The sequence below is a fragment of the Ochrobactrum teleogrylli genome (genome assembly GCF_006376685.1).
In the GTDB taxonomy this organism is placed as follows: domain Bacteria; phylum Pseudomonadota; class Alphaproteobacteria; order Rhizobiales; family Rhizobiaceae; genus Brucella; species Brucella teleogrylli.
Map to the genome: position 1 here is coordinate 130,631 of NZ_VEWL01000005.1, position 26,332 is coordinate 156,962.

Consider the following 26,332-nt stretch of genomic DNA (forward strand, 5'->3'; position numbering starts at 1 on the left):
TTCTCTGCAAATATCGGCGGAACTGATGCTGATAGAGCGGCCAAATTAAGACCTCCGGTAGAGGTTATCCACCGGAGGTAAATCACAAATTATTTATGATTGCTGGTCAGTCCCGCGCGCGGTTGCGGCGGTGCTGGGACAGTGTCGACCAGGAGTAGAGCGCAAGCCCCGCCCAGATCAGCACGAAAGCGCCAAGCTGCACGGTCGAAAACGGCTCGTGGAAGATGAAAATCGCGAAGAAAAACAACATGGTGGGCGTCATATACTGCATCAGCCCAAGCGTGGTGTAGCGCAGAAGTTTTGCACCGCCCGCATAAAGAATAAGCGGGATGGCGGTGAACGGACCGGCGAGCAGGAGGAGACCGACATTCGAAACCGGACCGGCGAAGAAATGGTCCTGACCGGTCGAGCCGAGCCATGCCACATAGGCGAGCGCCGGAATACACAGGATCAGCACTTCAAGCGTGAAGCCCTGCAATGGCTGCATCGGCAGTGATTTCCGGAAGAAGCCATAGAGACCGAAGGACACCGGCAAAGCGAGCGACACCCAAGGCAAGCCGCCGGCATTGAACGTGAGCAGCAGGACAGCTGCCGCGGCAAGGCCGACAGCCACATATTGCACCTTGCTCAACCGTTCACCGAGAAACAGGCCGCCCAGCACCACATTGAACAGTGGATTAATGTAATAACCAAGTGCAGCGCCCATGACCTGGTCATGCGCGACCGCCCAAACATAAATGGTCCAGTTTGCGGTGATAAGCGCTGCGGTCAGCGCCGCCATTGCAAGCATACGCGGCTGGCGAACAGCGTTGAGAATATCCTTGAATTGCCCAAGCGCGACCAGCAGCAGCAAAGCAACCGGCACCGACCAGATGACGCGGTGAGACACCACTTCCATAGCCGGAATATGGGCTACCATTTTCAGATAAAACGGCAATGCGCCCCAAAGCGCATAGGCGCCGAACGCCATGAGAAAACCTCTGGCCCCATCCGAAAGACGGGTATCGGACAGGGTCTCATCGGTCATTGTCTCTCTCCACTCGAAAGCAAATCCGCTTTTGAATAAATCGCATAGCAGATGACTTGTTCAGCCACTGCTATGCGCTTCTCAATACATAAAATCCATTCAATTAAACTGATTGAAGCATCAATCCTGGTGAATGATGGCGGTTATTCCGCAGCCGCAAGCCCGGCCATGGCGCGGTTTTTCATAAGTTTAAAATTCACGGAATCCATCAGCGCCTGAAATGAGGCATCGATGATATTGTCCGAAACGCCAACCGTGCGCCAGCGGGCGCCTGTGGCGTCGCCCGACTCGATCAGGACGCGCGTGATCGCCGCCGTACCGCCATTCAGGATACGCACCTTGAAGTCCACGAGTTCGAGATCTTCGATTTCCGCCTGATAGCGACCGAGATCCTTGCGCAGTGCAATGTCGAGTGCATTGACCGGGCCGTGGCCTTCGGCGACAGACATGCGCACTTCGCCATCGACCTCCACCTTGACCACCGCTTCCGACACGGTCTTCAGCATGCCATTGGCATCGAAACGGCGCTCGACGAGACAACGGAACGACTCGACCTTGAAGAATTCCGGCTGCGGATTGAGCATATTGCGCGCCAGAAGTTCGAAACTTGCATCCGCGCCCTCATAGGCATAGCCTTCCGCCTCGCGCTCCTTGACCAGAGTGATCAGCGTGTCGAGGCGGACATCGTCTTTCGCAACGCGGATGCCGCGACGCTCCAGCTCGGCGATGAAATTCGACTTGCCGCCCTGATCCGAAACCATGACGCGACGGCTGTTGCCAACCGTTTCCGGGGGAACATGTTCGTAGGTCTGCGGTTCCTTGAGCAAGGCCGAAGCATGGATGCCCGCTTTCGTCGCGAAAGCTGATGTGCCGGTATAAGGCGCCTGCTCGGTCGGCGGACGGTTCAAAATATCGTCAAACGCACGCGAAATACGGGTGATCGCCTTCAGTGAAGCCGGTTTGATGCCGAGTTCAAACCGCTCCGACCAGTATGGCTTGAGCAGCAGCGTCGGGATCAGCGAAACCAGATTTGCATTGCCGCAGCGCTCGCCAATACCGTTCAGCGTGCCTTGCACATGCCGCACACCGGCATCGATGGCGGCAAGCGAAACGGCAACGGCCTGTTCCGTGTCGTTATGGGCGTGGATGCCGAGGCTTTCACCGGGCACCACGGCCTTCACCGCATTGACGATTTCGGCAATTTCATGCGGCTGCGTACCGCCATTGGTGTCGCAGAGCACAACCCAGCGTGCGCCCGCCGTATAAGCCGCCCTGGCGCATTCCAGCGCATAGTCCGGATTAGCCTTGTAGCCGTCAAAGAAGTGCTCGCAATCGACCAGCGCCTCACGGCCCGCCATACGCGCAGCCGTCACCGATGCCGTGATCGATTCCAGATTTTCCTCATTGGTGCAGCCAAGCGCCAGCCGCACATGATAGTCCCAGCTTTTGGCAACGAAACAAACAGCATCGGCGGAAGCCTGCAGTAGGCTCGACAGTCCCGGATCGTTCGACGCGGAAACACCAGCACGTTTGGTCATGCCGAAGGCGGTAAATTTCGACCGCGACGTCTGACGGCGCTTGAAAAAAGCCGTATCGGTCGGATTGGCGCCCGGATAGCCGCCCTCGACATAATCGACGCCCAGTTCCTCAAGCAGCGCGACAATCGACTTCTTGTCCTCGACAGAAAAATCAATGCCGGGGGTTTGCTGCCCGTCGCGCAAGGTCGTGTCGTAGATGTAGATGCGTTCGCGTGCCATAAATGCCTGCCTGTCGGTGGGTCTCTATTGGTTCAACGTTACCGTTGCGGCCAATTATCTGTGTCGTAGTCTGGATGCTGATAGGAAATCATCGTCCTGACAAATTCGATGCTCTCCGGATCGCGTTCGGTTGCATAGCCGGGAAGGTTTGCAAGTCCGCTCACATAAGGAAGCTGCTTTTCGATGCCCCATTGCACGGTCGGCTCCACTTCCTCCGGCGCATCGAACGCACCGATGGCGAGCGCGATGCCATCCGGCGCTTCATAGGTGAGCGGGGTTCCGCATTCCGGGCAGAACCCGCGTTGCACATGATTGGAAGAGCGAAAACGCTTCGGCTCGTTGCGTGTCCATTCCAGTTTTGCCTGCTCGACGGAAACCAGCGGCGCATAGAAATTGCCGAAAGCCTTCTGGCACATGCGGCAATGACAGATGGAGGCCGGACCCAAAGCGCCGTCGACGCGGAAACGCACCGCGCCGCATTGGCAGCCGCCGGTATAAATCGGCTTGTTATCGAGCGTCATGTTGTCCTCCCCAATCAAAAACGCTGTCAGCCTACCACATCCCACGTCGTCATGCGCTCGCCCGTGGCAGGATCCTTGCCATCCTTGAGCTGCACGCCTTCCGCGAGAAGCGCATCGCGGATGCGATCAGCTTCCGTGAAGTTCTTCTCCTTGATGAAGCGCAGGCGTTCCGCAATGCGCGCCTCAATGGCATCCGTATCGACGTTCGCCTTGGCGAACACCGGCACATCCTCCGCCGTCACGAAGTAAGGATCGAGCAGGCCCATCAGCGCCATGCCCTCGCCTAATGTCGCAATATCCTTGTTCTTGAACGCCTTGCGCAATGCGGTGATCGCGACCCAGCTGTTCAGATCGTCGGACAGGGCTTCCGTCACTTCACCGATTGCGGTGAGCTTCTCTGGCGCCGCAAACTTTACATCACGCAGCAGACCATACCAGCGGCGCAGTTCGTCGGCTGATTCAGCCAGACGCTGTGCCGTCCAGTTGATCGGTTCGCGATAATGGGTTTGCAGCATCGACAGGCGCGCAGCCAGACCCACCCAACGGTCCCGGATTGCGTTGTCGTCCCACGCACCCAGTTGCGGCAGGCCGCCATTCAGTACGTCACGAATGGTGATGAAATTGCCGAGCGATTTCGACATTTTCTGCCCTTCGACCTGCAGGAAGCCGTTATGCATCCAGATATTGGCCATCCGCTCGGTGCCGAATGCGCAGCAGGACTGCGCGATTTCGTTCTCGTGGTGCGGGAAGACCAGATCGATGCCGCCGCCATGAATATCAAAGCGGTTCTTGTCCGGATCGTCGCATTTCAGTCCCCCGCCGAACGGCTCCAGAAGTTTGGCCATCGACATGGCCGAGCATTCGATATGCCAGCCCGGACGGCCGAGCGTCTCGATACCTGCGGGCGATGGCCAGCCCGGTTCGCCTTCCTTTGAAGGCTTCCACAGCACGAAATCCATCTCGTCACGCTTGTAGGAGGCAACGTCCACACGCGCACCCGCCAGCATTTCGTCGAGCGAGCGGCGAGCCAGCGCGCCATAGCGTGGTCCGCCGAACGTCTTGACGCGCTCGTTCATGGCGGAGGGCGAAAACAGCACGTGATCTTCGGCCACATAAGCGACGCCGATGGCGACCAGACGGTCAATCATCGCGCGCATTTCGTCCATATGCTCGGTCGCGCGCGGCTGAACACTCGGCGCCAGATTGCCGAGCGCCGTCACATCGGCCTGAAACTGCGCATTGGTGCTTTCCGTCACACGCCGGATGGCCTCGTTGAAAGGCAGCTTCGGATAATCGCGTGCGGCGCGCGCATTGATCTTGTCGTCAACGTCGGTGATGTTGCGCGCATAGGTAACGTGTTCGGCACCGTAAACCTGACGTAAAAGCCGGAAAAGAATGTCGAAGACGATGACCGGGCGCGCATTGCCGATATGGGCAAAATCATAAACGGTGGGTCCGCAGACATACATGCGCACATTGTCGGCATCGATGGGGGAAAAATCCTCCTTCGTGCGGGTCAGCGTATTGTAAAGACGCAATTGCGGCGCATCAGCCATGGAACCATTCCCCAAAAAAACCAGCAAATCCAAGTGAATTCAATGCACAACGGATCGCAGCCATCTGGCCGGGGCGTTATCATCCTGTTTTATGGAAGGGAGACGAAAACGGCCGGGCCAGCAGGCTGCTAGCCAATAATGATCGCACAAATACAAATGTTCGTGGTCGGCGTTTTCATGGCAGCACTTATCCCTGTCCGGCGAACGACAGTCAAGCGCTTTTGCTGGGGGGTGATTATTTTGCCAGGAATTGAGAGCGCCAAAATGTTGCATTTCTGCAACCTCGATAATCCTTGACGGACGTTAACCGGATTACCGCAAAACCGGCCCCAAACAGCCTTCATTCGGTCTCAATCCATCACAAAATAGTGAGTGTAAATTACTTAGGCGTAACCGGAGATCGGTTGGTTTTAGAAGCATTCGGGACCGAACGCTTCGGGGAAAGGAAGTAAAAATGTCTAAGAGTGAACTGCAACCGCGTCAGGACCGTCTGGTCGACAAGTATCGTGAAATTGGCCCCGCCGCGCTCGTCGCCGCCTTGATGACGGCAGCAAAGCGCAGCAGTGCAGGCCGCAACGACAATCGTCGTCATTCTATACTGGCCACAAAAAAATTCGCCAAGTAAGCGGTAACGACCACTATTAAGTCGCGCAAAGCGGTCAGAACATCGAAAGCTGACCGCCGGAACTGTCTTCGGGTTCCGCTTTGGCCTTGCGCTTTTGCGGTGTTTTCTGCGCTTCCATCGTTTCTTCGATACGCATCTGCAGATCCGGCGTGGCGTTGCTCACCTTGTTGACCTTGTCCGAGACGGGTATCACCTCGAAAAAATCCTCCTGCACCGGGCGCATGATGTCCGCCACTTCCCGCGGCAAATAATGCTTGCAGTCGACCCAGCGTGCAAAATCTTCGGGCTGCACCACCACCGGCATGCGTTCATGGATAGGACGCAGGAGTGCATTGGCGCTTGTCGTCAAAATGCCGCCCGTATCGATCTGCGACCCGTCGGCACCGCTCCAAGTTTCGATCAGTGCACCGAAGGCGACCATGCCGCCATTGCGTGGGCGTACCCAATAGGCTTGCGCCTTGTTCTTCCCCTCGCGACGCCATTCATAAAAGCCGGAAGCCGGAACAAGCGCGCGACGGTGATTCAGCGCGGCGCGAAACGAGTTCTTTTCGGCAGCTGTTTCCGAGCGGATATTGAATACCAACGACCAGTCATTCGGGTCTTTCACCCATGATGGCACAAAACCCCAGCGCACCAGCGTGCCCACCCGATCCGGGCGGTTACTGCCTACCGGAGGCATGTTGCCGACAAAACTGGAAAGAGACGGCGTTTCGCCCGCCACTATGGTCAGGATCGGCTGGGTCGGGGCGATATTATAGCGAGGAGGAAATTCCTCTGAGATCATGGCAGCCAGAAAGATCTCGAGTTCTTCCCGACTTGCCGTCAATGAAAAGCGTCCGCACATGGTGGCCATGTTCAGGTTTTTGTGCTGGTGGTCAAGACCGGTTTGCGATTGCCAAAACGCCGCAAGCCGATCATAGCTATTCCATGCCCACGATCCCCGTCATTCCCGTTCCGCTTCATATTCATGGCGTTTCGCTGATCTGTCGTCGCGACGGCCGCTTTCTGCTGGTCGAACGCGGCAAGGAGCCATGGAAAGGCTGGCTGGCTTTTCCAGGAGGAAGCATCGAAGCGGGCGAGACGCCGGAACAGGCCGCCATTCGCGAGTTGAAGGAAGAAACTGCGCTCGATGTCAGCGCGCTTTCCCACGTCATCACCGTCGATCTGGCGCAGGAAGGCAAGGCCTATGAGAAAAGCTATTTCCTGTCGGTCTTTCGTGCGCTGGATATTTCAGGGCGCGAACAGGCCGGCGATGACGCTGCCGCGATCCATTGGCTAACGTTGGAAGAAATGGCCCATGCCCGCGTGACTGACAGCACGCTCGACGTCGCCCGCTCCGTTGCGGAAAGCGAAGATGGCTTGGGATATTGATCGGCCTCGTTTCATCCTGTTTGACAATCTGCCTTGAAGCAGCCCCTATTTCACGCAACAAGTGCATTTCATGTGAGAGGGTTTCCGATTGAAAGGCATGAAACTGTTCCGGTTCGCATTGTTGATGTGGGCAGGCGCAGCCGGTCCGGCTTTTGCGCAGGATGCGCCCTATGAGGGCAAGATGTTGCGGCTTGCCGAGGTTCTGGGCTCGCTGCACTATCTGCGTAACGTGTGCGGAGAAGCAGGCAGCGAATGGCGCGACCGCATGGACGCGATCATCGCCGCCGAGAAGCCGTCGGAGGGCGAAAGGGTGAGGATCGTTTCGAGCTTCAACCACGGATATCGCGTCTTCAGCGACAATTATACCAGCTGCACCCCTTCCGCGCTTGCGGCGATAGACCGCTATATGAAGGAAGGCGAAGGCTTGTCGAACGAGATCATCTCGCGCTATGGAAATTAACCAATCATACACTCTTATGCGGATTGCGGAGAATAGTCTCGTTCAAATCCGGTATAATCTGTTAACACTGTCTTAAGAAGGCAGGCAGGCCGCAAATGGATTGCGCTCCCGGAACACGGTGAGACATCCGCAAAACGGCAGAAAGGCGAAAGCCAGGATGAAGTCTATGGAACATGCACCGACCGATCTGGACGAGATGATCGCACGCGAGAAGAAACTCGTGGCAATCGAATATCAGAACGAAGCCTGGGCGGACGGTATTTCCGAAGGCATTGAGCCTGAAATCCTTGCAGAAGCTGCATTTACAACCGCGCTGACGGAACTGATCCGTGAGGCTGGCGACGATTGTGCGCTCGAACTGATCGAAAAGATGCGCGAACAGATCGAAGCTGGCGCTTTCCTGCCAGCACGCATCCTGCAATAGCTAAGCCATAACGTCGCCGGTCGAGGGGCAAGAACCGGCCGTTCCCACCAGTCGTCCTCCGACAACGCCGATGCATCCTGCAATCTGGAATTCCGTCCGACCGCTCGCGCTCATCGCGGGCATGATGCTCGTCTCACTGCCCGCCTTAGCGGCAGCGGATCAATTGGCGTTTGTGGATCGTTCTGAATTCCTGACACTGCCAGCCTATCGCACCGCACCGGACGAACATCCGGCTTCGTCGCCGATACCGCTTCCCAATGCGCTGCCGCATCGGGTGCCCTCTGCAACACCGCAGAACGTGCCCGCCAGCCCTGCCCAACCGGTTGCCAAACCGATGCCGGAAGTGTTGCGCGATTTCGACAAACTGCCGCAGCCTGTCCGGCAAATGCGCGAGAAAATGCTCGCCGCCGCACAATCCGGCGATATCGAGCTGTTGCGCCCGCTGTTGGGCGAAGCCCACAACAGCACACAGTTTTCGCTGGAAGACCACGAAGAAGACGTCATCGAATTTCTGAAATCGCTGGCTGGAGATGCGGAAGGCCGCGAAATCCTCGCCATCATCGCCGACCTGCTTGGCACAGGTTATGTGCATGTGAATGCCGGAACGGATGATGAGGTTTATGTCTGGCCCTATTTCTACGCCATGCCGCTTGACAGGCTGACACCGTCGCAGACCGTCGAGCTTTTCCAGATCGTCACCGCCAGCGATTTCGAAGACATGAAAAAGGCAGGCGGCTATATTTTCTACAGCATCGGCATTGCGCCCGATGGAAGCTGGCGCTTTTTCACCGCCGGGGAATAATCACCCCACTGCCCCACGCGCGCGGCTTGGCGACTGGTCATAGATGCGCTGCCAGGCACGGCGAAACTGCCGCGCCGAGGCGAAGCCAGATTTTTCAGCCACATTCTCGATATCGAGACCTGAATTAAGCAGCATTTCGCGGGCCAGACCAACTTTCAGCCGGTTGACGTAATCCGTCACGCTCATGCCAGCATGTTCATTGAACAGCCGCGAGAGATTGCGCGGGCTCGCGCCACTCACATCGGCAAGCTTTTCGACGGGCCATGCTCCGGTGGGGTCCGCTGCGATGGCGTCCTGCGCACGGTGCACGACGGGGTTCATGTGGTTACGCCCTTCAAGCCAGGGCGAAAGCTGCGGATCGCCGCCGCTGCGCCGGAGGTAAACAACCAGATAGCGCGCCACCGACAAGGCGACTGCGTGGCTGGTCAAATCGGCCACGATTTGCAGCATCAGGTCGATCCCGGCGGTAATACCAGCACTGGTCAGCCGTTCGCCATCTTCCACGAAAAGCCGGTTTTGCAGCACTTTTGCGGTGGGTGCTGACTTTTCCAGTTCTGTAATGGCCAGATGGTGCGTCGTGCAGACATAGCCATCGAGCAGGCCTGCCCGCGCCGCCAGCAAGGCGCCGGAGCAGATCGTGACCAGCCGGACACCGGGGCAGACGACACGCTTCAGCCAGCCGATAATTTCATTCTCAAAGACGGCGTCTTCATCGCGGCTGGCGACGGGCCCGCCAAGCGGCATATCCGTGGAACCGGACACGATCACCAGCGAACCCTGCGGCACGCTATCCGGCAACGGTTCGACGCCAGTTACTGCCAGACCGATGGAACTGTGAACAATGCCGAGCGGCCCGACATAATGCACGGCAAATTCGACCTTGTCCTGATCGAGATTCGCCTTGCGCAATACTTCGAGCGGTCCTGCCACGTCCAGCAAAAGCAGACGTGGCGGAACGATGACATAGACGGGAATGATTTGCCTGCCGTCTGTCGGTTGCGTCATGCGGCCTTCCGTTCCTGCTGGCCAGCCAGCGCTTCTTCCACCGTGGCGATACGGGCGAAGCGATTGGCCAGTACGAGTTCAGTGCGCGCACGAATCTCGGCAGCGCTCCATTCACGGCCCGTTGCGTCAGTCATCGGGAAGGTCAGCGTCGCCTCGCCGACGAAATCGACCGTATAGCCCAGATCGGACGCCTGACGTGTGGTGGTTTCGCAGCACTGTTCCGTGCGAATGCCGGAAACGATCACCCGGCGAATACCGTTTGCTACCAGCCATACATCGAGACCGGTGCCGACCAGCGCACTGTGACGACGCTTACGGAACACCGCATCCGGCGTGAAGGAGAGCGGCGCGAGCGTGCGGACATGGCCCGATGCTTCGGCAAAATTGCCGCTCTCTTCCGTGTGGAAAATCTGCACAACCGGAATACCCGCCTGCTTTGCGCCATCAATCAGCTTTTGCTGGCGCTCGACATAGGCGGCCACATCGGCCTCACGATAATAAGGCTGGTGCCGGAAGGATTCCTGCGCATCGACGACAAGCAGAACGGTATCTTGAGCGGACATTTTTGTTCTCCTACAGTGTGAATATAGGAGAGAATTTACGCCGTATAGACTGGAGCGAAAGATAGATACCGGACAAAGATGGGACAAATCACGCCATTCGTTCGAACGGCGTGAAAACCCATTATCCGCGCGGCAGAGCCTCGATGAATTCAACCGGCTCGCCCTGATGCGGGTTCACGATTTCTGCGTCCCACATCACCTTGATGCCGCGAACGATTGTCCCGACCGGCCAGCCGGTGACGGTCTTGCCGTGGTAAGGCGTCCAGCCAGCTTTTGAGCCTGCTTGTTCATGCGTGATGGTTTCGCGGCGCTTCATGTCCACAATGGTCAGATCGGCATCATAGCCGACAGCGATGCGGCCCTTGCGCGACATGCCGAAAATACGGTTCGGGCCGTGGCTCGACAGATCAACGAAGCGCTCCAGCGACAGTTTGCCCGCATTCACATGGTCGAGCATTATTGGCACCAGCGTCTGCACGCCGGTCATGCCGGATGGCGAGGCCGGGTAAGGTTTCTGTTTTTCTTCCAGCGTATGCGGGGCATGGTCGGAGCCCAGCACATCGACGATACCCTGATCGATACCCTTCCAGATGCCGTCGCGGTGGCGCTTGTCACGCACTGGCGGGTTCATCTGGATGAGATTGCCCAGCGTCTTATAGTCGTCGGCGGAAAGCGTCAGGTGATGCGGGGTTGCTTCGCAGGTCGCAACATCCTTATGCGCTTGCAGAAAATCGATTTCTTCAGCCGTGGAAATATGCAGCACATGAATGCGCGCGCCGGTTTCATGCGCAATGCGCACAAGACGTTCCGTGCATTGCAGCGCAGCAATTTCATCGCGCCAAACCGGATGGCTGGATGGATCACCCTGCACGCGCAGACCTTCGCGCTGCTTGAGGCGGAATTCGTCTTCCGAATGGAAGGCAGCGCGGCGGCGTGTATTTTTCAGGATGGAGCGAACACCGTCATCGTCTTCAACCAGCAGATCGCCGGTCGAGGAACCCATGAATACCTTGATACCAGCGGCGCCCGGAAGGCGCTCCAGTTCGGCAACGTCCTTCGCATTGTCGCGTGTGCCGCCGACCCAAAAGGCGAAATCGCAATGCATGCGGTGGCGTCCGCGACGAATTTTGTCTTCCAGCGTTTCGACGGTCGTGGTCAGCGGCTTGGTGTTCGGCATTTCAAAGACAGCCGTAACCCCGCCCAGCACGGCGGCGCGGGAACCGGTTTCCAGATCCTCCTTATGCTCCAGCCCCGGCTCGCGGAAATGAACCTGGCTGTCCACGACGCCCGGCAGGATATGCAGGCCGGTGCAGTCGATCACTTCGCCTGCCGACGCCTGCCCCAGAGAGCCTATAGCGGCAATACGCCCGTTGCGAATACCGATATCGCGCTGCCCGGTGCCGTCATGATTGACGAGGGTTGCGCCTTTCAGAATCGTGTCGAACGTCTCGGCCATTGTGCTCTCCTACGCTGCTGATGGGACTTGCGAGCCTTTCCAATGGGGATTACGTAACGAAGGCGCGAAACGCAAGGAAGAAGCGATGACAACGGCAGCCGAAACGATCAATCTTTCCAACAGAGCACTGGTCCACATCACCGGCGAAGACGCGGAAAAGTTTTTGCAGGCCGTGATCACGACCAATCTGGACAAGCTCGGCCCAGACGAAGCCAAGCCGGGTGCGCTGCTAACACCGCAGGGGAAAATCCTGTTCGATTTCCTTGTCTCGCGTATTGAAAACGGCCTGCGCTTCGACATGCCCGCAAGCATTGCAGCTGATTTCTGCAAGCGCATGACATTCTATCGCCTGCGCGCCAAAGCGGAAATTACACAATTGCCGGAATCACTTGTCAGCGTTTCCTGGCAAACTGATTCCGCTCCTTCACAAGATGATTCAACAAAACGCGATTCCCGCTTTCCGGCTGAGTTGAACGTGCTTCGCACCTATGGTCAGGCCGGTGAAAATGCCGACGCATCGGCTTGGACGAAGCTGCGCGCCGAATATGGCATCGCAGAAGGCGAAGCCGATTTTGCCTATAGCGATGTATTTCCGCATGACGTCAATTTCGACCAGATCGGCGGCGTCACCTTCCCGAAGGGATGCTTCATCGGACAGGAAGTCGTCTCGCGTATGCAGCATCGCGGCACGCCGCGACGCCGGGTTCTGGTCGCCAAGTCGGAAGGCAATCTGCCGCCCCTCGGCACACCTATTACGGCAGACGGACGTGAAGTCGGCAATCTCGGCAGTTCTGCAAATGGCGTCGGCATCGCGCTGGTGCGCATCGACCGCGTCAAGGATGCGATGGATTCTGGCACGCCCCTTCTCGCTGGCGAAACACCGCTTGAACTGAGCCTCCCACCCCATGTTCGGTTCGGCTTCCCGGAAGCCGAAGCAGGCAACGCCTGATGGCGGCTGCGGATCAATCATCCGGCAAGGCTCGTGCCTGGCAACGCATGTTGTCGGGCCGCAGGCTGGACCTGCTCGACCCCTCGCCGCTCGATGTGGAAATCGAAGACATCGCGCATGGCCTCGCCCGCGTGGCGCGCTGGAACGGGCAGACTGTCGGCGAACATGCGTTTTCCGTCGCCCAGCACTCCCTGCTGGTGGAAAAGATATTCAATCGCCTCGTGCCCGATGCAAGCGTCGAATGGCAAATCCTGACGCTGCTGCATGATGCGCCGGAATATGTCATCGGCGACATGATCTCGCCGTTCAAGGCGGTGATGGGCGGCAATTACAAGCTGATTGAAACACGGCTGCAAACCGCCATTCACCACCGCTTTTCCCTGCCTGCAACATTGTCCGCAAAGCTAAAACCGCTGGTAAAACGCGCCGATCAGATTGCCGCGTTTTTCGAAGCCACGCGACTGGCCGGTTTCAGCGAAGGGGAAGCCATCAAATATTTCGGTCGCCCGCGCGGCTTCGATCCAGCCAATCTGGACCTGACCCCACGCCCGACGCAAAGCGTGCAGAGCGATTTTCTGGCGCGCTTCGCCTTGCTGGAAGAAAAGCGCAAGAGCGGCTCATGACGCTGATCGCCGTCAGCCCCCTCTCCCAACTGGCTCAACAGCTTGAGCATCACCGGCCAAGCCATGTCGTAACGCTGACCAGCGGGGATGTTCCGGCATTGCCGGAAAGCGATGCTATGCGGCGTCTGGTGCTGACATTCAACGACATTACCGAACCGCGTGAAGGCATGGTCGCGCCAGACACGAGCCACGTGCAAGCCTTGCTCGGCTTTGTGCGCGCATGGCCCAAAAACGCGCCGCTGCTCATCCATTGCTATGCGGGCATTTCCCGTTCAACCGCAGCCGCCTATATCGCGGCCCTAGCGCTCAATCCGCAAAGCGACGAAGCAGGGCTGGCAAACGAATTGCGGAAGCGGTCGCCTTCCGCCACGCCGAATATCCGCCTGATCGAGATTGCAGATGAGATTCTGGGACGTAATGGTCGGATGGCTGCTGCGATCCAATCGATCGGTCGCGGTGCGGAAGCCTTTGAAGGTCAAGTTTTCAGCCTGCCTGTCCGCGTTTGAGCGCATTTAAAAAGCCGCCGCGGGAATCGGGCGGCGTCTGCGCACGCGGTTCCCAGACATGGCGCAGGAAGAAATAACCCGTCATCTTGAAGGCCTGGTCGATGTCGTCAAACGACGATGCACGCACTGCCGTGTCATTGACGAAAGCAGGCAGGGCCAAAAGCTTGTCGGCCCAAGGCGCGCCAGCCTCGCGACAAACGGCACGGCCGGATTTCGGCGAGACATAGATCAGCTCTTCACGGCGGCCCGTGGCGGCGCATTCCTTGAGATCTAGGCCGAAGCCCAGCTCTTCCAGCATCATGACTTCGAACCGCAGCAGCAATTCGCCGGACGCGAGCGGATCGTCAAAATGCTCGATGATCAGCCGCAGCGTTTCATAAAGGCCGCGATGGGCGTCGCGTTCCGGCAAGAGCCGCAAATGCGAGGCCGCAAGCTGGATGCCATAAAGCGCGACAGGCGTTTCAATGAGCCGGGCTGCGGCAAAGCCCAGCGGCTCAATAGTGAAACTGCCCATATGCTCGTCCAGCCGCGCCCACCATCCGATATCGACATGGTTGCCGGGCTGGAGCAGCGGCTGCATGCGGCGAGATCGCCCGCCGCGCACCATGCCGAGATGTCGGCCATGTTCACGGGTCATCACTTCGACAATGGCGCTGGTTTCACCATGACGACGTGTGCCGAGAATTATGCCTTCATCATGCCATTCCATAGAGGTCAGTTTTAATTGTCAGGTTGGGAAATCAAGTCCCATTTCGCGATAGCGCTCGGGATCATTGCCCCAGTTTTCGCGCACTTTCACAAACAGGAACAGGTGAACCGTCTGTTCGAGAATTTCCGAGATTTCCTTGCGCGCCGACTGGCCAATCGCCTTCACCGTCTCGCCCTTGTGACCAAGCACGATCTTCTTCTGGCTTTCGCGCTCGACATAGATGACCTGCTCGATACGAACCGAGCCATCCTTGCGCTCTTCCCAGCGTTCCGTTTCCACGGTCGATGCATAGGGGAGTTCTTCATGCAGGCGTAGGTAAAGCTTCTCGCGGGTGATTTCGGCTGCGAGCTGGCGCATCGGCATGTCGGAAATCTGGTCTTCCGGATAATACCACGGGCCGTTCGGCACGTTTTCAGCCAGATATTTCGCCAGATCCTTGCAGCCAGAGCCATTCAGTGCCGAGATCATGAATGTCTGGTCGAAGGTCACGAGTTCATTGGCCTTCTGTGCCAGCGTCAGCAGAACCGGGGGATCGACGCGGTCCACCTTGTTCAGCACCAGCACCTTCTTCTGGCGCACATTCTTCAGGCTTTCCAAAAGCGCTTCGGCATTCTCATTGAGACCGCCCTGCGCGTCCAGCAGAACCAGGATGATATCCGCATCCTTCGCACCGCCCCAGGCGGTGGTAACCATGGCGCGGTCGAGCCTGCGCTTCGGGCGGAATATGCCGGGGGTGTCGACCAAAACGATCTGAGCCGGACCCTCGATGAAGATGCCGCGCACCAGTGCGCGTGTTGTCTGCACCTTGTGCGTGACAATCGATACTTTCGTGCCCACAAGCTGGTTGACCAGTGTGGATTTCCCCGCATTTGGCGCCCCGATCAGCGCAACAAAGCCCGAGCGGGTCTGCCCGGTTTCCGTTTCGCTTTCTGTCGGTGTCGTCCGATTATTCATTGTCCATCCTTCCAGACGATATTTTTATAGAGCGTGATCCCCTTGGCACGCCCGCCTCCCGTGCGACCTGTCGTCATTACAACGAAATTTGTCGCAATCGATCGATTATAACCGATCTCGATTGAAAAAACGTGAGTTCTTGCGTCATATAGTTTCGTCGCGCTTCCACACGCCTTGGCGGTAGAGCATGGCCTCTGCAGCACTCTGTTCGGCGATGCGCTTGGAGCGCCCCTCACCGTTTTCCGGCGCAAAGCCTTTCACCTGAACTTCGACCACGAAAAGCGGGTCATGGTCCGGGCCGCTGCGGCTCAGGACCGAATAGGACGGGTGCACATTGCCCTGCTGATGCGCCCATTCCTGCAATTCCGTCTTGGCATCGCGGCGCCCTGCGCCGGTCTCCAGCGACCGTTTCTTCCAATAACGCTTAATGAAGGAGCGCGCGGCTTCAAGGCCGCCGTCGAGATAGATCGTCGCGATCAGCGCTTCCACGACATCGGCGCGCACATTCATGAGGCGCTTGTCGTTCAGCGATTTGATATCGGAGCCGGTGTGAATGAAATTGGCGAGACCGATTTCGTCGGCAATCGCCGCACAGGTTTCGGCATTGACGAGCGCGTTGAGGCGCACCGACAATTCGCCTTCGGAAGCCTCGGGAAATGCCTCGAACAGCATTTCTGCGACAGCGAGCCCCAGCACACGGTCGCCGAGAAATTCCAGCCGCTCATAATTCGCCCGCGATGGGGCCTGTACACTTGAATGCGTGAGCGCACGTTCCAGCCGTTTCAAATTAAGAAAACGGTGTCCTGTGCGCTCTTCCAGAATGGATGCTGCCTGCCCTGCGGAAACCATCTCAGTTTCCGGTGACGGCCGTGTGGGGCGCAGCATTCACAGAACTGAACAGACGGCTGAAACGCACATCGGTCGGCCATTTCCAGATTTCCAGCGGGCTGGCTTTGTCCGCGATGGAGAAGAAAATAATATTGGCGCGACCGACGAGGTTCTCGAACGGCACATAGCCGACGCCGAAACGGCTATCGAGCGAGTTGTCGCGATTGTCGCCCATCATGAAGTAATGACCGGCTGGCACTTCGAAGACGCGGGTATCGTCGCCGATGGAATTGGGTGCAAGATCAAGCGTGTCGTAGGTCACGCCATCCGGTAACGTCTCACGATAGACCTCGACCGGACGGTTTTCTTCCGTCACATCGGGATTGTCGATGGTGCCGATGCGGTCGCGCTTGACCGGCTGGTCGTTGATATAAAGCACACCACCGCGCATCTGCACGCGGTCACCCGGCAGGCCGATCACACGCTTGATGTAATCAACGGACGTGTCGCTCGGCAGCTTGAAAACCACCACGTCGCCGCGCTTCGGTTCCGCGCTCCAGATACGTCCCGAAAAAAGGTCGAGACCAAAAGGCAGCGAAAAGCGCGAATAGCCATAGGCATATTTCGACACGAACAGATAATCGCCTTCCAGAAGCGTCGGGCGCATCGAGCCCGATGGAATGCTGAATGGCTGGAAAAGAATGGTGCGGATCACCAGCGCCAGCAGCAGCGCCTGCACGATAACGCTGATGGTTTCGCCGAGGCCGCCGGACTTCTTGGTTTCACTCTTGCTGGACACGCTCATTGTCTCTCCGCTTGCGATAACGCGATCTAATAACCGCTAAGATTGCGTGAGGCAATCCGCGCACTGCTTTCTCGCACGATTATGAGCAGGAGTTTACCTGTCACAATCCCAACAAGTTTCGTGTGGGCTACCAAAACCGCTCAAGCCGGTTCCGGCAACGCCTCGATGATCACGAAAGCCTGCGCGAGAGGAAAATCATCGGTAATTGTCAGATGTATGGCAGCGCGTGTTCCCGGCGGCAGGAGTTTCTGCAACTGGGTGGCAGCTCCGCCCGTCAGATGCATGGTGGGCTTGCCGGAGGGCAGGTTCACCACCCCCATGTCGCGCCAGAACACACCGCGCGCAATGCCGGTGCCGAGCGCCTTGGCGCAAGCTTCCTTGGCGGCGAAGCGCTTGGCATAGGATGCAGCCCGCTGCTGGCGTCCATCCGATTTCTTCTGTTCGATTTCGGTATAAACCCGATTGCGGAAGCGGTCGCCGTGCCGCTCAAGCGCTTTTTCGATACGCCGGATATCGATAAGGTCACTGCCTATTCCGACGATCATGTTTGCTGCAGCCCCCGTTCGCCGTGCAGCCTGTGCTTTTCAGCCAGTCGCTCCACACGACGACGGCGAAAGCCCGAGACAGCATAGCGTGTCACAAAATAGACAAGCACGGCGCAGGCTGCGCCCAGAATTGTCGAACCGAACAGCATCGGCTTCAGAAGCGGCGTCCAGATTTCATCGAAATGCATCGTTTCGAGAGCACGGCCAAAATGCACAGGCGGCGCTGCATCTACACTGCCATTCATGATGAAGCGGCCCAGTTCGAACGTGCTGCCCCAGATGAAGGGTAAAGTCAGCGGATTGGCCAGCGTGGTGCCGATGGCGGCAGCTGCAATATTTCCTGCCAGAAAATAGGCAAGCACAATCGCAATGATCAGATGAAAGCCGAAGAACGGGGTGAATGCCGAGAAGACACCCACAGCCAATCCTGCCGCCACCGCATGCGGCGACGCGGTGATGCGCAGAATCCTCTTGCCCCCGTACTTGAAAGAACGGGAAAAGGAGCGACGCGGCCAGAGCATAAGTCTCAGGCGCTCGCGTCGGGTCAGCGGATTTCGGCGTTGGAACAACATGGGCTCTTAATACTGCTCTCCTCGAGCGGAAACAATTGCTTTTATTAGATCATCCTATCGATCATGCATCGCGGTATTCTGTCGGCGCCAGCTCTGGTTTCGGCTGGTAATGACGAGGGGATACGCCCAGCATGCGGCGAAACATTGTCGTAAAGGCCGAAACACTGTCATAGCCGAGATCGAGCGCCACGCTGGTTACGGCTTCTCCTTCCGAAAGCCGGGGAACGGCGGCGAAGAGACAGGCCTGCTGACGCCACACCGAAAGGCTCACCCCTGTCTCGCGCTGGAAATGCCGGGTAAAGGAGCGCCTGCTCATGGCAAGCCTGTCCGCCCAGTCATCGATTGTGACGCGCGAAGATGGGTTCTTGACAAAGTCGCGACAGAGCTTTTGCAAGCGCGGGTCGTTCGGAATGGGCAGTCCAAGCGACCTTTGCGGCAGCGTATGCAGATCACGCAGGATCAGTTCGATAACCAGCGCGTCGCGGCTGCCCGCTTCCGGTATGCTGTCGATCATGGTCGCATCGATGATGAGACAGCGCATCAGATCGGTCAGCCCCACGACATGCAGATAGTCGGGCACGCCGGATACGGCATCGGTGCTGATATAGATCGAGCGCATATAGACATCGCCGACGATCTCGACCGAATGCTCGATGCCAGCCGGTATCCACATGGCATGATCGCCGGGGATCATCCAGCGACCGGCATTGGTTGTAACCAGAACGACGCCCTGCGAAGCACACAACAGCTGCGCACGCGAATGGCTGTGGAGCGGTACGAAATAGCCGTCGGGATATTTCGTCGGAAGCGCCACTACCGGCCCGGTCATGGTCTCCAGCATCGCCACGCGGTCTTCGTGGAATCTTTGCAGTTCCTCGCTCTCGGGTAAGAAAAGACGTGATGGCGATGGCGGCTTCATCTCAAATTCGTTCTTAAACAGCTTAGCTTGGCCCACTCTGACAAGTAATGGACCAAATCACGAAAGCGGGCGGCGAGCAATATGCTTATGAAGAGAGAACTGGAGAGTACGCTTGACGAAATCTCCTTTCGGAATGGCATCCAAACGCTCCTTTTCTTTCCAATATGCGGGAAGGTTGGAACGAAAGACGGATACTTCTTATAAAATGCGTTTGATCTGATTGAATTGGGTCGGCGCTCTGCACGTTTATTTTAACGCACATCTTATCCGAAAACCGCTGATGCTTTTCGGGATGTGTTCGAGGAGTCGCATTATGAGCATGAGTGCTGCGCAGCAGCCGTCCAACAGCGGTGCGGACAATACGGTCCTCACCATCATATTGGCCACAAGCATGGGCCACTTTCTGAACGACATGATGCAGTCGCTCCTTCCGGCCATCTATCCGATGCTGAAGGACAATTACAGCCTGTCCTTCTGGCAGATTGGTCTTCTCACCTTCACTTTCCAGATGACGGCATCCATTTTGCAGCCGCTCGTCGGCATCTATACCGACCGCAAGCCGATGCCTTATTCGCTGTCTTTCGGCATGGGTTGCACACTTGTCGGCCTCGTGCTGCTGGCGACCGCGCATCATTATTCGGTACTGCTGATGGGCGCTGCCTGCGTCGGCTTCGGCTCGTCCGTTTTCCATCCGGAAGCATCGCGGGTTGCACGACTGGCCTCGGGCGGCAAGCACGGTTTCGCACAATCGCTGTTTCAGGTGGGCGGTAACTTCGGTTCGTCAATCGGCCCGCTGCTTGCGGCATTCGTCGTGCTGCCCTTCGGCCAGATCAGCGTTTCGTGGTTCTCGATCGCAGCTTTGGCGGGCATGTTGCTGCTCTGGTATGTCGGCAACTGGTACAATCGCTATCGTTTGGCCAATGCCCGCAGGGCTCAGCCTGACAAGACGCTGCCGCTGCCGCGTAACCGCGTAATCGCCACGGTGGCCGTGCTCGCGCTGCTGATCTTCACCAAATATATCTACATGGCGAGCCTGACGAGCTACTACACCTTCTACACGATCCACCATTTCGGCGTGTCGGTGCAGACCTCGCAGATCCTGCTGTTCCTCTTCCTCGGCGCTGTGGCCGCGGGAACGATATTTGGTGGCCCGATCGGTGATCGCATCGGAACGCGCAAAGTGATCTGGGTGTCGATCCTCGGCGTTTTGCCCTTCACTCTGGCTTTGCCTTACGCAAATCTTGAGATGACGGCTGTGCTGACCGTGATCATCGGCTTCATCCTGGCCTCGGCCTTCCCTGCCATCGTGGTCTTTGCGCAGGAACTGCTTCCGGGACGTGTAGGCATGGTGTCCGGTCTGTTCTTCGGCTTTGCCTTCGGCATGGCTGGCATCGCAGCCGCAGTTCTTGGCATCGTCGCCGACCGCAAGGGCATCGAGTTCGTCTATACGATCTGCTCGTACCTGCCATTGCTCGGCCTTCTGACTGTCTTCCTGCCAAAGCTGGAAAAGAACCGCAAAGCGAAAGCCTGAGCCCGAACTTGAAAAGCGCTCCCCCGAAGAGGGGGAGCGCCGCACGTCCCCCAACGGCGGCGCTCCCATGCCACTGACCTTTTGACGGCCCGGTACAGCGGCATCTCCAGAACGGTTCCTCGGAACCGCTCGATCAAATGCAGATCACACGGCGAAGCTGAAGCCTTGCACCGTTTCCCTGCGAAATTCGTCAAAGGCCGCCGCGACGAGGCGGATCAGCGGCTTGCCGTCTTCAGTAGCGCGGATGAGGCTACCCTTCACTTCGACCAGACCATCGGCGACCAGCGGGCGCAGCAAGGCGAGTTCATCAGAGAACTCCATACCCGGCGCCACATCATCGAGATCGACCTCAAAATTGCACATCAGCGCGGTGATAATTGCCGAACGCAGCCGGTCGCTTTCGCGCATGGTATAGCCGCGCACCGTGGCAAGTTCGCCCGCATCGACGGTCTTGCGATACTGCCCGATATCGGGAATGTTCTGCGCATAGCCGCCCGGAAATTGCGAGATGGAGGACGGCCCAAAACCGATCAGGGTCTGGCTTCGATCCGTGGTATAGCCCTGGAAATTGCGATGCAGCAGCCCCTTGCGGGAAGCAACGGCCAGCGCATCGTTCGGCAAGGCATAGTGATCTATACCCACCGGCTCGTAGCCGAGAGCGGAAAAACAGTCAGCCACCACTCGCGACTGCGCAAAGCGCGCTTCAGCGTCGGGCAGTTGGCTCGCATCGATCAGTCGCTGGTTGGCGCGGCGCTGCGGCAGATGTGCATAACCATAGCAGGCAACGCGGTCCGGACGTAGCGCGGCAACCGTCTCGCAGGTGCGGCGCAGACTGTCCACCGTCTGCATCGGTAGACCATAGATGAGATCGAAATTGATTTTCTCGATGCCCTCACCGCGCAAAAGCCATGTGGCTTCCGACACGGTTTCCATCATCTGCACCCGGCCAATGGCCTTTTGCACACGAATATCGATATCCTGGACGCCAAGGCTGGCGCGGTTGACGCCCATGAAAGCCAGCGTCCTGACGAGGTCCGGCGTGACAGAGCGCGGATCAAGCTCAATGGCATGCTCCATCGTCGGCGCAAATTCGAACACAGAGCGCAGCGCTGTGATAATTTCCAGAAACTGGGAAGAATTCAGGATCGAAGGCGTTCCGCCGCCCCAGTGCAGATGGGTGACGCGCGGACGGCCGGTCAGCACATGGCCCACCGTTTCGATTTCGTTCAATAGCGAATGATAGAAACTCTCGACGACATCGTCGCGTATGGCGACCTTGGCGTGGCAGCCACAATAATAGCAGAGCTGCTTGCAATAAGGCACATGGATGTAGAGTGAGGTGCCCTCGCCCGGGCCAATCTGGCGAAGCCAGCGATGCGCAGTCTCGGATGCGAAGGGAACGAAATCGGCAGCCGTCGGAAAGGACGTATAGCGCGGAACAGCAAGTGCAGCGTAACGCTTTATCGCTTCTTCATGCATGGCGCACCCACCTCGCGCGGCGCGCGGACTGGCGAAGTTCGGCCAGTGCGAATGGAGACGCCGATGCCTGAACCGGAATTGCAACCTGCAGGACTGGACGGCATGATGCGGCACGGTATACCGCATGAATGACAGCCAATGTTGCAGTGACCAGCCACAAGAGCACCCGTCTTTCTCCCCATTTACCGCGCGGCCGTCCCTTTTGTAGCCGCATCAATCTTTATGGTAAGAATTACAGGGCAAAGCGGCACCCCGCATTGATTTGAATCAACGGGTGACGATGAATGAGCAGAGTATTGGGAGCTGGAGAATTTTCAGCAGAAGTGCTGCACGCCTATACGGTGAAATCAGCGCACCGGACTGATCTCAGGCCCAGCTTCGATCAGGCAGAATATACGCTAAAACAAAGAATTAGAGCGATTACAACAGATCGACTTTAGACAGTTTTAAAGTGCGTCGAAATCCATGCCCGCAACAGCTGCAAGCGAACGGCGCGACAGAATTTCGACCGTATTGGCGTCGATGAGCTGGATCAGGCCCTGGCTCTTCAGCTTGGTGAAGCTTCGGCTCACCGTTTCGATGGTAAGCCCCAGATAATCCGCGATATCCGTACGGTTCATCGACAGATGCACCGGATTGGAGCGTTCACCGCGCTTTTCGGCGCGGGAGGACAGAACCAGCAGGAAGCTCGCAAGTTTTTCCACCGGCGCAAGACGACCGAGCACGAGCTGGTTGTCGCGCGCGGTGCGCAGTGCAGCCCGCGTCATCTGGTGCAGCCTTTCCTTGAGCTTTGGAAAGCGCTCCATCAGATTTTCCATTTCCTTCGTGGAGAAGGCACACAGGACCGAAGGCACCACTGCTTCCGCCGACTGCGAATAGACATCATCGTCGGCAAGACCGAGATAATCGCCGGGAAACAGGAAGCCCGCAATCTGGCGGCGCCCATCCGGTAGAGAGGTATAGATGCGCAACATACCGGACGTCAGGCTGAAGACCCGCCCCTTCAGCTCACCCTCCTCGACCAGCATCTCGTTCGCATCCAGCCTTTTGGACGTCATGATCGCTTCCAGCGCACCAAGATCGCCGTCGTCGAGCGCAGCACAAACCGCCATACGGCGCACATCGCAGTCGACACAGATGCCGCACGGCGCGCGAAAAGGCGATTTCGGATCGAAAACTAAAGGTGCTACAGCCACGATGGATTCCTGTCGGCGAGAACTGATCGGACTCTTCTATCAACCATCTAGATTACGTAAATAAAAGGCCCCACGTAAAGGGGAATCTCACCGCAGAGCTTTAATAGCGCTGCGGCATCAACACTTATATTATATCTAGCCAGAAAGTCTTTTAATATACAACGTTTCTAAAGAACTTCCCGGCAAGAAATAACCATCAAATATTGCGGCTGCCCGGCTTGATGGCCGGGATCGCCGCCAGTTCTGGCGGCAGATTATCGGCGGGGTAAGCTGGCACTTCATATTCCGCAAGCGCGATCAGCTTGGTGCCAACATCAGCCTTGCCCGCCGACCGGTCAACGATGCAGGCCGCAGCAACAACCTCGATGCCCAGCTCCTTCATGCAGTCGATGGTTTCGCGGATCGACAGGCCGGTCGTCACGATATCTTCCACGATCACGACGCGCGCGCCCTTGGGCACATCGAAGCGGCGCAGGCGGAAAACGCCGTTTTCGCGCTCGACCCAGACCGACGGCACCCCCAGATGACGCGAGGTTTCATAAGACGGGATAAGGCCACCAATGGCCGGGCCGACCACATAGTCGATGGGACCGAGATTGGCCGCCTTGATCTTTTCTGCCAGCGCCTTGCACAGTTTTTCCGTCTTGTCGGCATGCATGAACACACGCGCCTTCTGAAGGAAAATAGGGCTGCGAAGGCCGGAAGTGAGAATGAAATGGCCTTCGAGGATCGCTCCCGCTTCGCGGAAGACGGCAAGCACGCCTTCGGTGTTCATTTTGGTCCTATCCGTTCACGCGCTTGGCGCCGCTGACGCTCGCGCTTTCTTTCAATTGGGAAATGATGCGGTTGAGGTGCTTCAAATCCCACACCTCGACGTCGATGATCATTTCGGTAAAGTCCGGTGCGGTGCGCACCATGGAGAGATTGTGAATATTGGCGTCGTTGGCCGCAACAATCTGGGCGATTTCCGCCAATGAGCCCGGCGAATTGATCGCCGAGACGCTGACGCGGGCCGGAAAGCGCTCATGCATCGTCTCATCGATATCCCAACGCACATCGATCCAGCGTTCCGGCTGATCGTCATAGGCGGTCAGCGCCGGTGACTGGATCGGATAGATCGTGATACCGGCGCCAGGCTGGAGAATGCCGACAATACGGTCACCCGGCACCGCACCTTCCGGCGCAAAGCGCACCGGCAGATCGGAATTGGTGCCACGGATTGGCAGAGCACGCTTGCCCGGCTTCGGCGCGCTTTCCTGATCCTTGCCCTTATCGGCCTCGGAGCCTTCGCTGCCTTCGGGAACCTTGAAGATCATCCCGGCGGCGTTTTGAATGTTGAACCAGCCTTTTTCGCCGGTCTTGGCGGGATTGTTCTGCGTTGTGACACGCGTATCCTGATAGTCTGGATAAACGGCCTTCACCACATCGGTGGACGGCAACTCTCCGCGTCCGACGGCGGCCAGCACGTCTTCCACATCCTTGCGCGCCAGACGCGGCAGGCCCGGCTTCAGGATATCCTTGCTGAATGGTTTTCCGGCGCGCTCGAAAGCGCGTTCCAGAATACGCATACCGAGGCCGGAATATTGCTTGCGCACGGCGGAGCGGGTCGCGCGGCGGATCGCAGCGCGCGCCTTGCCGGTCGCCACAAGCGATTCCCAGGCCGCAGGCGGAACCTGCGCCTTGGAGCGAATGATATCCACTTCGTCGCCATTCTTCAGCTCGGTCATCAGCGGCATGATGCGGCCATTGACCTTGGCACCGACGCAGCTGTCACCAATATCGGTGTGCACGGCATAGGCGAAATCGATCGGCGTCGCACCGCGTGGCAGTGCAATCAGGCGGCCCTTCGGCGTGAAACAAAAAACCTGATCCTGAAACAGTTCCAGCTTGGTATGTTCCAGAAACTCTTCAGGATTGTCGCCTTCGGAAAGCTGCTCGATGGTCTGGCGCAGCCAGGCATAAGCGTTGGTTTCCGTCGAGATCGCGTGCGGATTGTTGGCACTGCCGCGATCCTTATAGATCGAATGCGCCGCCACGCCGAACTCGGCGATTTCATCCATCGCACGGGTGCGGATTTGCAGTTCGATACGCTGGCGTGACGGACCGATAATGGTGGTGTGCAGCGAACGATAGTCGTTCTGCTTCGGCGTTGAGATATAATCCTTGAACCGCCCCGGCACCATCGACCACGTCGTATGGATCAGCCCCAGCGCCCGATAGCAATCCTGTACCGTATCGACCATGACACGGAAGCCGAAAATGTCGGAAAGCTGCTCGAAGGACAGACCCTTGGTTTCCATCTTGCGGAACACCGACCACGCCTTTTTCTGGCGGCTCTTGACGCTGGCCTTGATGCCGTTCTTCTCGAAAATCTCGGACAGGTCCTTTTCGATCTTCTGCAGAAGACCGCGGTTCTTTTCCAGAAGTTCAGCCAGACGGTCCGTAACCGCGCGCCATGCATCGGGATTGATATAGCGGAAAGCCAGCTCTTCCAGCTCTTCGCGCATGTCCTGCATACCCATGCGGCCAGCGAGTGGCGCATAGATATCCATGGTTTCTTCGGCAATGCGCAGGCGCTTGTCCTCGCGCATGACGCCGAGCGTGCGCATATTGTGCAGACGGTCGGCAAGCTTGACCAGAAGCACGCGCACATCTTCGGCAATGGCCAGAAGCAGCTTGCGCAGGTTTTCCGCCTGCACGGCCTTCTTGGAAACCAGATCGAGCTTCTTGAGCTTGGTCAGTCCTTCGACGAGCTTGCCGATTTCCGGTCCGAACAGCTGGTCGATTTCCTGACGGGTCGCGGTGGTGTCTTCGATGGTGTCGTGCAGAAGCGCGATGGCGATCGTCGCCTCATCAAGATGCATGTCCGTGAGGATGGCCGCGACTTCGAGAGGATGGGAGAAATAAGGGTCGCCGGAAGCACGTTTCTGACTGCCATGTTTCTGCATGGCATAGACATATGCCTTGTTGAGAAGCGCCTCGTTTACATCCGGCTTGTATCGCTGCACACGCTCCACAAGCTCATACTGGCGCATCATCTACGACAACTCCCTCAAACCAACGCCGGGCGGTTCGCGGCCACGCCGCAAAACAATGACACCCAACCGAGCACAACTTCGCAAATTATCGAGTGTTTTGCGAGCTTTAGC

The 26,332-nt window shown here is 57.7% G+C and carries 28 protein-coding genes; 9 read left to right on the forward strand and 19 right to left on the reverse strand.

Features of this window, described 5'->3' with window-relative positions:
* Nucleotides 1–106 precede the first annotated feature (106 nt).
* The 4 genes from rarD to cysS all read right to left on the reverse strand — a co-directional run bounded on the left by rarD (nucleotide 107) and on the right by cysS (nucleotide 4,861).
* Nucleotides 107–1,027 (reverse strand): EamA family transporter RarD, encoded by a 921-nt coding sequence (gene rarD, locus FIC94_RS10525; protein ID WP_109368664.1) that lies wholly within the window; start codon nucleotides 1,025–1,027, stop codon nucleotides 107–109.
* 143 nt (nucleotides 1,028–1,170) lie between these two features.
* Complete coding sequence (gene cimA / locus FIC94_RS10530; protein ID WP_109368663.1) at nucleotides 1,171–2,784, reverse strand: citramalate synthase; 1,614 nt, start codon at nucleotides 2,782–2,784, stop codon at nucleotides 1,171–1,173.
* A gap of 38 nt (nucleotides 2,785–2,822) precedes the next feature.
* Complete coding sequence (locus tag FIC94_RS10535; protein ID WP_140024833.1) at nucleotides 2,823–3,305, reverse strand: GFA family protein; 483 nt, start codon at nucleotides 3,303–3,305, stop codon at nucleotides 2,823–2,825.
* Between the two features lie 26 nt (nucleotides 3,306–3,331).
* Complete coding sequence (gene cysS, locus FIC94_RS10540) at nucleotides 3,332–4,861, reverse strand: cysteine--tRNA ligase (protein WP_140024834.1); 1,530 nt, start codon at nucleotides 4,859–4,861, stop codon at nucleotides 3,332–3,334.
* A 454-nt stretch (nucleotides 4,862–5,315) separates the two neighbouring features.
* Here cysS and FIC94_RS10550 point away from each other — a divergent pair, with 454 nt between their 5' ends.
* Entirely contained in the window at nucleotides 5,316–5,486 is a 171-nt protein-coding gene (locus tag FIC94_RS10550; RefSeq protein ID WP_109370198.1) for a hydrolase, read from the forward strand.
* 34 nt (nucleotides 5,487–5,520) lie between these two features.
* On the opposite strand, the gene FIC94_RS10555 is transcribed toward FIC94_RS10550, so the two are convergent.
* Nucleotides 5,521–6,330 (reverse strand): SOS response-associated peptidase, encoded by an 810-nt coding sequence (locus tag FIC94_RS10555; RefSeq protein ID WP_140024919.1) that lies wholly within the window; start codon nucleotides 6,328–6,330, stop codon nucleotides 5,521–5,523.
* Nucleotides 6,331–6,413: 83 nt separating this feature from the next.
* Between FIC94_RS10555 and FIC94_RS10560 the strand changes: the two genes are divergently transcribed.
* The 4 genes from FIC94_RS10560 to FIC94_RS10575 all read left to right on the forward strand — a co-directional run bounded on the left by FIC94_RS10560 (nucleotide 6,414) and on the right by FIC94_RS10575 (nucleotide 8,543).
* Complete coding sequence (locus FIC94_RS10560) at nucleotides 6,414–6,857, forward strand: NUDIX hydrolase (RefSeq protein WP_140024835.1); 444 nt, start codon at nucleotides 6,414–6,416, stop codon at nucleotides 6,855–6,857.
* Between the two features lie 97 nt (nucleotides 6,858–6,954).
* Nucleotides 6,955–7,317 (forward strand): TIGR02301 family protein, encoded by a 363-nt coding sequence (locus tag FIC94_RS10565; RefSeq protein ID WP_140024836.1) that lies wholly within the window; start codon nucleotides 6,955–6,957, stop codon nucleotides 7,315–7,317.
* Nucleotides 7,318–7,483: 166 nt separating this feature from the next.
* A complete protein-coding gene (locus tag FIC94_RS10570; RefSeq protein ID WP_171318934.1) occupies nucleotides 7,484–7,741 on the forward strand; it encodes a hypothetical protein in 258 nt (85 codons plus the stop codon).
* 7 nt (nucleotides 7,742–7,748) lie between these two features.
* Nucleotides 7,749–8,543, forward strand: coding sequence for a hypothetical protein (locus tag FIC94_RS10575; protein WP_371830905.1), 795 nt, complete (start codon nucleotides 7,749–7,751; stop codon nucleotides 8,541–8,543).
* Here FIC94_RS10575 and FIC94_RS10580 read toward each other — a convergent pair whose 3' ends face one another.
* The 3 genes from FIC94_RS10580 to FIC94_RS10590 all read right to left on the reverse strand — a co-directional run bounded on the left by FIC94_RS10580 (nucleotide 8,544) and on the right by FIC94_RS10590 (nucleotide 11,567).
* Entirely contained in the window at nucleotides 8,544–9,548 is a 1,005-nt protein-coding gene (locus FIC94_RS10580; protein WP_140024838.1) for a GlxA family transcriptional regulator, read from the reverse strand.
* Nucleotides 9,545–10,111 carry an isochorismatase family protein gene (locus tag FIC94_RS10585; protein WP_140024839.1) on the reverse strand — a complete coding sequence of 189 codons (567 nt, stop codon included), beginning with the start codon at nucleotides 10,109–10,111 and terminating at the stop codon, nucleotides 9,545–9,547. Before FIC94_RS10585 ends, FIC94_RS10580 begins: the two co-directional genes overlap by 4 nt.
* 121 nt (nucleotides 10,112–10,232) lie before the next feature.
* On the reverse strand, nucleotides 10,233–11,567 hold the full coding sequence (locus FIC94_RS10590) for a dihydroorotase (RefSeq protein WP_140024840.1): 1,335 nt from the start codon (nucleotides 11,565–11,567) through the stop codon (nucleotides 10,233–10,235).
* Between the two features lie 85 nt (nucleotides 11,568–11,652).
* Here FIC94_RS10590 and ygfZ point away from each other — a divergent pair, with 85 nt between their 5' ends.
* From ygfZ to FIC94_RS10605, 3 genes are read left to right on the forward strand one after another with little or no spacing between them, the layout of a single operon-like run.
* On the forward strand, nucleotides 11,653–12,516 hold the full coding sequence (gene ygfZ, locus FIC94_RS10595) for a CAF17-like 4Fe-4S cluster assembly/insertion protein YgfZ (RefSeq protein WP_235891989.1): 864 nt from the start codon (nucleotides 11,653–11,655) through the stop codon (nucleotides 12,514–12,516).
* Nucleotides 12,516–13,139 (forward strand): YfbR-like 5'-deoxynucleotidase, encoded by a 624-nt coding sequence (locus FIC94_RS10600; protein ID WP_140024841.1) that lies wholly within the window; start codon nucleotides 12,516–12,518, stop codon nucleotides 13,137–13,139. The genes ygfZ and FIC94_RS10600 overlap by 1 nt, the downstream gene beginning before the upstream one ends.
* The gene (locus FIC94_RS10605) at nucleotides 13,136–13,645 is read left to right on the forward strand and encodes a tyrosine phosphatase family protein (RefSeq protein WP_140024842.1); all 510 of its coding nucleotides are present in this window, start codon (nucleotides 13,136–13,138) and stop codon (nucleotides 13,643–13,645) included. Before FIC94_RS10600 ends, FIC94_RS10605 begins: the two co-directional genes overlap by 4 nt.
* Here the strand turns inward: FIC94_RS10605 and recO are convergent.
* From recO to FIC94_RS10640, 7 genes are all read right to left on the reverse strand, one after another.
* Complete coding sequence (recO, locus tag FIC94_RS10610) at nucleotides 13,623–14,354, reverse strand: DNA repair protein RecO (protein WP_140024843.1); 732 nt, start codon at nucleotides 14,352–14,354, stop codon at nucleotides 13,623–13,625. The two genes, FIC94_RS10605 and recO, sit on opposite strands and share 23 nt — an antisense overlap.
* Nucleotides 14,355–14,372: 18 nt before the next feature.
* The gene (gene era, locus FIC94_RS10615; protein ID WP_140024844.1) at nucleotides 14,373–15,308 is read right to left on the reverse strand and encodes a GTPase Era; all 936 of its coding nucleotides are present in this window, start codon (nucleotides 15,306–15,308) and stop codon (nucleotides 14,373–14,375) included.
* Between the two features lie 144 nt (nucleotides 15,309–15,452).
* Complete coding sequence (gene rnc, locus FIC94_RS10620) at nucleotides 15,453–16,157, reverse strand: ribonuclease III (RefSeq protein WP_121535583.1); 705 nt, start codon at nucleotides 16,155–16,157, stop codon at nucleotides 15,453–15,455.
* 1 nt (nucleotide 16,158) lies between these two features.
* Nucleotides 16,159–16,941 (reverse strand): signal peptidase I, encoded by a 783-nt coding sequence (lepB, locus tag FIC94_RS10625; protein ID WP_121535580.1) that lies wholly within the window; start codon nucleotides 16,939–16,941, stop codon nucleotides 16,159–16,161.
* A gap of 140 nt (nucleotides 16,942–17,081) precedes the next feature.
* A complete protein-coding gene (gene acpS / locus FIC94_RS10630; protein ID WP_140024845.1) occupies nucleotides 17,082–17,486 on the reverse strand; it encodes a holo-ACP synthase in 405 nt (134 codons plus the stop codon).
* On the reverse strand, nucleotides 17,483–18,058 hold the full coding sequence (bspA, locus tag FIC94_RS10635; RefSeq protein WP_109368648.1) for a type IV secretion system effector BspA: 576 nt from the start codon (nucleotides 18,056–18,058) through the stop codon (nucleotides 17,483–17,485). Before bspA ends, acpS begins: the two co-directional genes overlap by 4 nt.
* Before the next feature lie 61 nt (nucleotides 18,059–18,119).
* The gene (locus FIC94_RS10640) at nucleotides 18,120–18,977 is read right to left on the reverse strand and encodes an AraC family transcriptional regulator (protein WP_121535574.1); all 858 of its coding nucleotides are present in this window, start codon (nucleotides 18,975–18,977) and stop codon (nucleotides 18,120–18,122) included.
* A gap of 313 nt (nucleotides 18,978–19,290) precedes the next feature.
* Between FIC94_RS10640 and FIC94_RS10645 the strand changes: the two genes are divergently transcribed.
* Nucleotides 19,291–20,508, forward strand: a complete 1,218-nt coding sequence (locus FIC94_RS10645; RefSeq protein ID WP_121535571.1) for an MFS transporter — start codon at nucleotides 19,291–19,293, stop codon at nucleotides 20,506–20,508.
* Between the two features lie 144 nt (nucleotides 20,509–20,652).
* On the opposite strand, the gene hemN is transcribed toward FIC94_RS10645, so the two are convergent.
* From hemN to FIC94_RS10665, 4 genes are all read right to left on the reverse strand, one after another.
* A complete protein-coding gene (gene hemN / locus FIC94_RS10650; protein WP_140024846.1) occupies nucleotides 20,653–21,987 on the reverse strand; it encodes an oxygen-independent coproporphyrinogen III oxidase in 1,335 nt (444 codons plus the stop codon).
* Between the two features lie 446 nt (nucleotides 21,988–22,433).
* A complete protein-coding gene (locus FIC94_RS10655) occupies nucleotides 22,434–23,099 on the reverse strand; it encodes a helix-turn-helix domain-containing protein (RefSeq protein WP_210261576.1) in 666 nt (221 codons plus the stop codon).
* Between the two features lie 280 nt (nucleotides 23,100–23,379).
* On the reverse strand, nucleotides 23,380–23,958 hold the full coding sequence (pyrE, locus tag FIC94_RS10660) for an orotate phosphoribosyltransferase (protein ID WP_140024847.1): 579 nt from the start codon (nucleotides 23,956–23,958) through the stop codon (nucleotides 23,380–23,382).
* A 7-nt stretch (nucleotides 23,959–23,965) separates the two neighbouring features.
* Nucleotides 23,966–26,221 carry a RelA/SpoT family protein gene (locus tag FIC94_RS10665; RefSeq protein WP_140024848.1) on the reverse strand — a complete coding sequence of 752 codons (2,256 nt, stop codon included), beginning with the start codon at nucleotides 26,219–26,221 and terminating at the stop codon, nucleotides 23,966–23,968.
* Between the last annotated feature and the right edge of the window lie 111 nt (nucleotides 26,222–26,332).

Excerpts from the sequence above, each read along its gene's own strand:
- rarD (WP_109368664.1), bottom strand. The coding sequence starts at position 1,027 with ATGACCGATGAGACCCTGTCCGATACCCGTCTTTCGGATGGGGCCAGA.
- cimA (WP_109368663.1), bottom strand. The coding sequence starts at position 2,784 with ATGGCACGCGAACGCATCTACATCTACGACACGACCTTGCGCGACGGG.
- FIC94_RS10535 (WP_140024833.1), bottom strand. The coding sequence starts at position 3,305 with ATGACGCTCGATAACAAGCCGATTTATACCGGCGGCTGCCAATGCGGC.
- cysS (WP_140024834.1), bottom strand. The coding sequence starts at position 4,861 with ATGGCTGATGCGCCGCAATTGCGTCTTTACAATACGCTGACCCGCACG.
- FIC94_RS10550 (WP_109370198.1), top strand. The coding sequence starts at position 5,316 with ATGTCTAAGAGTGAACTGCAACCGCGTCAGGACCGTCTGGTCGACAAG.
- FIC94_RS10555 (WP_140024919.1), bottom strand. The coding sequence starts at position 6,330 with ATGTGCGGACGCTTTTCATTGACGGCAAGTCGGGAAGAACTCGAGATC.
- FIC94_RS10560 (WP_140024835.1), top strand. The coding sequence starts at position 6,414 with ATGCCCACGATCCCCGTCATTCCCGTTCCGCTTCATATTCATGGCGTT.
- FIC94_RS10565 (WP_140024836.1), top strand. The coding sequence starts at position 6,955 with ATGAAACTGTTCCGGTTCGCATTGTTGATGTGGGCAGGCGCAGCCGGT.
- FIC94_RS10570 (WP_171318934.1), top strand. The coding sequence starts at position 7,484 with ATGGAACATGCACCGACCGATCTGGACGAGATGATCGCACGCGAGAAG.
- FIC94_RS10580 (WP_140024838.1), bottom strand. The coding sequence starts at position 9,548 with ATGACGCAACCGACAGACGGCAGGCAAATCATTCCCGTCTATGTCATC.
- FIC94_RS10585 (WP_140024839.1), bottom strand. The coding sequence starts at position 10,111 with ATGTCCGCTCAAGATACCGTTCTGCTTGTCGTCGATGCGCAGGAATCC.
- FIC94_RS10590 (WP_140024840.1), bottom strand. The coding sequence starts at position 11,567 with ATGGCCGAGACGTTCGACACGATTCTGAAAGGCGCAACCCTCGTCAAT.
- ygfZ (WP_235891989.1), top strand. The coding sequence starts at position 11,653 with ATGACAACGGCAGCCGAAACGATCAATCTTTCCAACAGAGCACTGGTC.
- FIC94_RS10600 (WP_140024841.1), top strand. The coding sequence starts at position 12,516 with ATGGCGGCTGCGGATCAATCATCCGGCAAGGCTCGTGCCTGGCAACGC.
- FIC94_RS10605 (WP_140024842.1), top strand. The coding sequence starts at position 13,136 with ATGACGCTGATCGCCGTCAGCCCCCTCTCCCAACTGGCTCAACAGCTT.
- recO (WP_140024843.1), bottom strand. The coding sequence starts at position 14,354 with ATGGAATGGCATGATGAAGGCATAATTCTCGGCACACGTCGTCATGGT.
- era (WP_140024844.1), bottom strand. The coding sequence starts at position 15,308 with ATGAATAATCGGACGACACCGACAGAAAGCGAAACGGAAACCGGGCAG.
- rnc (WP_121535583.1), bottom strand. The coding sequence starts at position 16,157 with ATGGTTTCCGCAGGGCAGGCAGCATCCATTCTGGAAGAGCGCACAGGA.
- lepB (WP_121535580.1), bottom strand. The coding sequence starts at position 16,941 with ATGAGCGTGTCCAGCAAGAGTGAAACCAAGAAGTCCGGCGGCCTCGGC.
- acpS (WP_140024845.1), bottom strand. The coding sequence starts at position 17,486 with ATGATCGTCGGAATAGGCAGTGACCTTATCGATATCCGGCGTATCGAA.
- bspA (WP_109368648.1), bottom strand. The coding sequence starts at position 18,058 with ATGTTGTTCCAACGCCGAAATCCGCTGACCCGACGCGAGCGCCTGAGA.
- FIC94_RS10640 (WP_121535574.1), bottom strand. The coding sequence starts at position 18,977 with ATGAAGCCGCCATCGCCATCACGTCTTTTCTTACCCGAGAGCGAGGAA.
- FIC94_RS10645 (WP_121535571.1), top strand. The coding sequence starts at position 19,291 with ATGAGCATGAGTGCTGCGCAGCAGCCGTCCAACAGCGGTGCGGACAAT.
- hemN (WP_140024846.1), bottom strand. The coding sequence starts at position 21,987 with ATGCATGAAGAAGCGATAAAGCGTTACGCTGCACTTGCTGTTCCGCGC.
- FIC94_RS10655 (WP_210261576.1), bottom strand. The coding sequence starts at position 23,099 with ATGGCGGTTTGTGCTGCGCTCGACGACGGCGATCTTGGTGCGCTGGAA.
- pyrE (WP_140024847.1), bottom strand. The coding sequence starts at position 23,958 with ATGAACACCGAAGGCGTGCTTGCCGTCTTCCGCGAAGCGGGAGCGATC.
- FIC94_RS10665 (WP_140024848.1), bottom strand. The coding sequence starts at position 26,221 with ATGATGCGCCAGTATGAGCTTGTGGAGCGTGTGCAGCGATACAAGCCG.